The organism is Streptomyces sp. ADI96-02 (assembly GCF_003846185.1).
Lineage (GTDB): Bacteria > Actinomycetota > Actinomycetes > Streptomycetales > Streptomycetaceae > Streptomyces.
This window is the reverse complement of record NZ_ML123034.1, coordinates 917,699-922,651: the sequence shown is the minus strand read 5'-3', so window position 1 is coordinate 922,651 and position 4,953 is coordinate 917,699. Positions and strand designations below refer to the sequence as shown.

Sequence of the window (4,953 nt, the reverse complement as noted above, 5' to 3'; positions counted from 1 at the left end):
CCCCTGCCGATGGCGGCTGACTCTACTGGCTCGCCGGGGCCCCTCCCGGCGCGGAGCGTGTGCGCGGGGGAGCGGAGGGACACGGCTTCGGCCGCCGCTCGCCGCGCCGGGCCCCCGGCACGCGCGCAGGCGCCGTCACCGCGGTGGGTTCCGCGATGACGGCGCCTGTGTCCACCGTATGAGGTTGTCCGCGCGACGCCGTCTCCCCGAGTCGGACGGCGTCGTGCAGCTCCCGGCCTGGCTCAGTTCTCGGCCAGGATGTGGGAGAGCTCCGTGTCGAGGTCGAAGTGACGATGCTCGGTGCCGGGCGGAACCGCGGCGTCGGTCCTCTTCAGGAACGACTCCAGGGCTCGTGCCGGAGCCTCGAGCAGGGCTTCGCCCTCCGGGGAGCTCAGCGCGATGCAGACGACGCCCTGGCCGTGGCTACGAGATGGCCAGACGCGGACGTCTCCGGTACCGGTGGGCCGGTGCAGCCCCTCGGCGAGAAGGTCGCGGGCGAATACCCATTCGACCGTCTCCTCCGCTCCGGTATGGAAGGTGGCGTGCACGGCATAGGGATCGGCCGTGTCATACCGCAGGCCCGCGGGTACAGGCAGTGAGGACTCGCTCGACACAACGAGGCGCAGGTGCAGCTCGCAGCTGACCGTGGTGTTCATAAGCGCCAGGGCCTTTCGCTCAGTGTGCGCTCGGGGATTCGCACGTCGGCGAAATCGACATGCCACCTACGGTGGCGTTGTAAACCCCTCTGACCCTTTTGTGATGCTTCGGGTCGCTCGCACAGCGGTGTGTAACTTTGGGTTATGCGCCCATTCCAGTGACGAGGAGGCTTCGGGTAAGTTGGGAATCATGAACGCGGAGAGTGACGAGCGGAGGGGAGTCGCCGAAGAGGCGGCTCCGGAATCCGCTGCGGGGGGCACGTCCAGGACCGAGCGCGCGCTGGGATCGCGGGCGCCGGGCTTCATCAAGTCGTCCAAGCCGCTGCATCTGAGCTGGCAGGTCGGGGTCTTCGTCGTCGGCCTGGCCGTGGTGGTGGCGGGCGTGCTGATGCTGGTGCTGCCGGGGCCCGGCTGGCTGGTGATCTTCGGCGGCATGGCGATCTGGGCGACCGAGTTCGTCTGGGCCCAGCTGGTGCTGCGCTGGACCAAGCGCAAGGTCACCGAGGCCGCCCAACGCGCCCTCGATCCCAAGGTCCGGCGGCGCAACATCATCCTCACCACGGTGGGGCTCGTGATCATGACGGTGCTGGTCGGGATCTACGTCTGGGAGTTCGGCCTCACCATGCCGTGGAAGATCCCCGCGTGACCCGGGGGCGGTCCTGACGCACCGCTGACATGGGGTAATGTTTGCGGTGCGTCCGGGGCGATTAGCTCAGTGGGAGAGCGCTTCGTTCACACCGAAGAGGTCACTGGTTCGAACCCAGTATCGCCCACCCGGACAGAGGGCCCGCGAGACAACCGTCTCGCGGGCCCTCTGCGTTTCCCAGCGGCTCCCGGCTTCCGGCAGCGACGGGCCGCAGCCGGCCGAGGGCCGGACCGCGCGGGCGGGTCGGAGCCGAGGCCGCGAGGAGTTTGAACGAAGCCCGCCGGGGCCTGTATGGTTCAACCCGTTCCCGGGCGATTAGCTCAGTGGGAGAGCGCTTCGTTCACACCGAAGAGGTCACTGGTTCGAAACCAGTATCGCCCACCCGGGGAAGGCCGGTCCGCCAGCATCACGGCGGACCGGCCTTCGCGTTCCGCGGGCCGCTTCTTCGGCTCATGCCGCCGCCGGCAGCCCCGGACGCAGCGGCCAGGACTGGTCGACCACCTCCGACGTACCGCTCTTGGCGAACCACGCCTGAAGGCCCCGTGCCTGGGCCGCGTGCCAGCTCGCCTGGAGCGTGTGCAGCTCCGCCGGGGAGAGCCGCTCCAGCCGTGAGGAGAAGCGCCGGCACACCGCGCGCACCAGCTCCAGCGAGGCCGTGGCGTCGGCCGCCGCGTCGTGTGCGCCGTCCAGGGGCACCCCGTACAGCCCGCAGAGGTCGGCCAGCTTGCGGCGGCCCTTGCGGTAGCGGTCCAGGTGCTTGTCCAGCACCCGGGGGTCCACCACCCGCAGCGGCACGTCGCTCAGGTAGCCGGTCAGCGACGACGCCCGGTGCCGCTTCAGCTCGCGGTCCAGCAGCGTCAGGTCGAACGGCGCGTTCATCACGGCCAGCGGACGGCCCGTCGCGCACTGCTCGGCCAGCGAACGGGCGATCTCGTCCATCACCGGAGCCGGCCAACGTCCGTTGAACCGAAGGTGGTCGTCGGTCAGCCCGTGGACCTCCGTCGCCCCCGCCGGCACCGGTATCCCCGGGTTCACCAGCCAGCGGGTGACGCGTACGCGCCCGCCCGCCGTGTCCTGCGCGACGAGAGCGGCCGAAACGATCCGGTCCTGCTCGGCGTCCACGCCCGTCGTCTCCATGTCGAAAGCGGCCAGCGGCCCCTCGAACCAGTGCATCATCCCCGAACTCCTCGCACCTGCACGGCAGATGGAGCGTCTCCCCCCTGCCCGATATCGGTGATACCCGGCCTGTTTGCCTGATACGCCGCTTGCGGGGGGTCGCCTGGGGTGACAACACGCTTGAGGGGCGCGGGAGTTCGAGGACGCGCGCCCGTGCTCACGCAGTCCGGCCCCCGTCGGCCCTCCCGCGCCGAAGGCCCGTGGGCTGCGGGGCGAGGCCGGGCGGGAGGGCCCGGCGGAGGTGCTCCGGGCGGCCGTGGACCCGCGTCGCGGAGGCGTGCGCGGGGGCAGGGCGCGGCCGGGGCCCACGCCGGGCACGGGCTCCCCGGGCCGCCAGGGGGCGCGGGACAGCCCGTGGGCGTTCGCATTGGGGGCGCACCGCTCGGTACGATTCGTCTTGCTTGGCCATACGAAGGCAGGCGATCCCCTCAGTCAGGAGAGACCGGTGTCAGACGTCCGTGTGATCATCCAACGCGATTCCGAGCGGGAAGAGCACGTGGTGACGACGGGCACGACGGCCGCCGAGCTCTTCCCCGGTCAGCGCACCGTCGTCGCCGTGCGCGTCGGCGGCGAGCTCAAGGACCTCGCGCACGAGCTCCGCGACGGCGAGAGCGTCGAGCCGGTCGAGATCTCCTCGCCGGACGGCCTCGACATCCTGCGCCACTCCACCGCGCACGTCATGGCCCAGGCCGTGCAGGAGCTCTTCCCCGAGGCCAAGCTCGGCATCGGCCCGCCGGTCAAGGACGGCTTCTACTACGACTTCGACGTCGAGCGGCCCTTCACGCCCGAGGACCTCAAGGCCGTCGAGAAGAAGATGCAGGAGATCCAGAAGCGGGGCCAGCGGTTCTCCCGCCGTGTCGTCACCGACGAGGCCGCCCGCGAGGAGCTGGCCGACGAGCCGTACAAGCTGGAGCTCATCGACATCAAGGGCTCCGCGTCCTCGGACGACGGCGCGGACGTCGAGGTGGGCGGCGGCGAGCTGACCATCTACGACAACCTGGACGCGAAGACCGGCGAGCTCTGCTGGAAGGACCTCTGCCGGGGCCCGCACCTGCCCACCACCCGGTACATCCCGGCGTTCAAGCTGATGCGCAACGCAGCCGCGTACTGGCGCGGCAGCGAGAAGAACCCGATGCTCCAGCGCATCTACGGCACCGCCTGGCCGACCAAGGACGAGCTGAAGGCGCACCTGGAGTTCCTGGAGGAGGCCGCCAAGCGGGACCACCGCAAGCTCGGCAGCGAGCTGGACCTCTTCTCCTTCCCCGACGAGATCGGCCCCGGCCTCGCGGTCTTCCATCCCAAGGGCGGCGTCATCCGCCGCGCCATGGAGGACTACTCGCGCCGCCGCCACGAGGAGGAGGGCTACGAGTTCGTCTACAGCCCGCACGCCACCAAGGGCAAGCTCTTCGAGAAGTCCGGCCACCTGGACTGGTACGCCGACGGCATGTACCCGCCCATGCAGATCGACGACGGGGTGGACTACTACCTCAAGCCGATGAACTGCCCCATGCACAACCTGATCTTCGACGCGCGTGGCCGTTCCTACCGTGAACTGCCGCTGCGTCTCTTCGAGTTCGGCACGGTCTACCGCTACGAGAAGTCGGGCGTAGTGCACGGCCTGACCCGCTCGCGCGGCTTCACGCAGGACGACGCGCACATCTACTGCACCAAGGAGCAGATGGCCGAGGAGCTGGACCGGACGCTCACCTTCGTCCTGAACCTCCTCCGCGACTACGGCCTGACCGACTTCTTCCTGGAGCTGTCCACCAAGGACCCGGAGAAGTTCGTCGGCTCGGACGAGGCGTGGGACGAGGCCACCGAGACGCTGCGCCAGGTCGCCGAGAAGCAGGGCCTGCCGCTGGTGCCGGACCCGGGCGGCGCCGCCTTCTACGGCCCGAAGATCTCCGTGCAGTGCAAGGACGCCATCGGCCGCACCTGGCAGATGTCGACCGTGCAGCTCGACTTCAACCTGCCCGAGCGCTTCGAGCTGGAGTACACCGGAGCCGACGGCGCCAAGCAGCGCCCGGTCATGATCCACCGCGCGCTGTTCGGCTCCATCGAGCGCTTCTTCGCGGTGCTCCTGGAGCACTACGCGGGCGCGTTCCCCGTCTGGCTCGCCCCGGTGCAGGCCGTCGGCATCCCGATCGGCGACGCCCACGTCCCCTACCTCCAGGAGTTCGCCGCCAAGGCGCGCAAGCAGGGGCTGCGGGTGGACGTGGACGCCTCGTCGGACCGGATGCAGAAGAAGATCCGCAACCAGCAGAAGGCCAAGGTGCCCTTCATGATCATCGCTGGTGACGAGGACATGGCCAACGGAGCCGTCTCCTTCCGCTACCGCGACGGTACGCAGGAGAACGGCATCCCCCTGGACGAGGCCATCGCCAAGATCGCCAAGGCCGTCGAGGACCGCGTCCAGGTCTGACCGGAGAAGGTCTGACCGCAGAAGCGGGAAGCGGCCCCCGGAGCGTCACTCGC

The 4,953-nt window shown here is 69.7% G+C and carries 4 protein-coding genes and 2 tRNA genes; 4 read left to right on the top strand and 2 right to left on the bottom strand.

Annotated elements, in window-relative coordinates; all coding sequences use genetic code 11:
• Positions 1–242: 242 nt before the first annotated feature.
• Positions 243–656, bottom strand: a complete 414-nt coding sequence (locus tag EES43_RS03915) for an SsgA family sporulation/cell division regulator (protein ID WP_003987206.1) — start codon at positions 654–656, stop codon at positions 243–245.
• 190 nt (positions 657–846) lie between these two features.
• Here EES43_RS03915 and EES43_RS03910 point away from each other — a divergent pair, with 190 nt between their 5' ends.
• From EES43_RS03910 to EES43_RS03900, 3 genes are all read left to right on the top strand, one after another.
• Positions 847–1,302 (top strand): TIGR02611 family protein, encoded by a 456-nt coding sequence (locus EES43_RS03910; RefSeq protein ID WP_124267376.1) that lies wholly within the window; start codon positions 847–849, stop codon positions 1,300–1,302.
• 55 nt (positions 1,303–1,357) lie between these two features.
• Positions 1,358–1,429 (top strand) — tRNA-Val (locus EES43_RS03905).
• A 182-nt stretch (positions 1,430–1,611) separates the two neighbouring features.
• A tRNA-Val gene (locus EES43_RS03900) sits at positions 1,612–1,683 on the top strand.
• A 69-nt stretch (positions 1,684–1,752) separates the two neighbouring features.
• On the opposite strand, the gene EES43_RS03895 is transcribed toward EES43_RS03900, so the two are convergent.
• Complete coding sequence (locus tag EES43_RS03895) at positions 1,753–2,478, bottom strand: 3'-5' exonuclease (protein ID WP_124267375.1); 726 nt, start codon at positions 2,476–2,478, stop codon at positions 1,753–1,755.
• Positions 2,479–2,923: 445 nt separating this feature from the next.
• On the opposite strand from EES43_RS03895, the gene thrS reads away from it, so the two are divergent.
• Positions 2,924–4,900, top strand: a complete 1,977-nt coding sequence (gene thrS, locus EES43_RS03890) for a threonine--tRNA ligase (protein ID WP_124267374.1) — start codon at positions 2,924–2,926, stop codon at positions 4,898–4,900.
• The last annotated feature ends 53 nt before the right edge of the window (positions 4,901–4,953 follow it).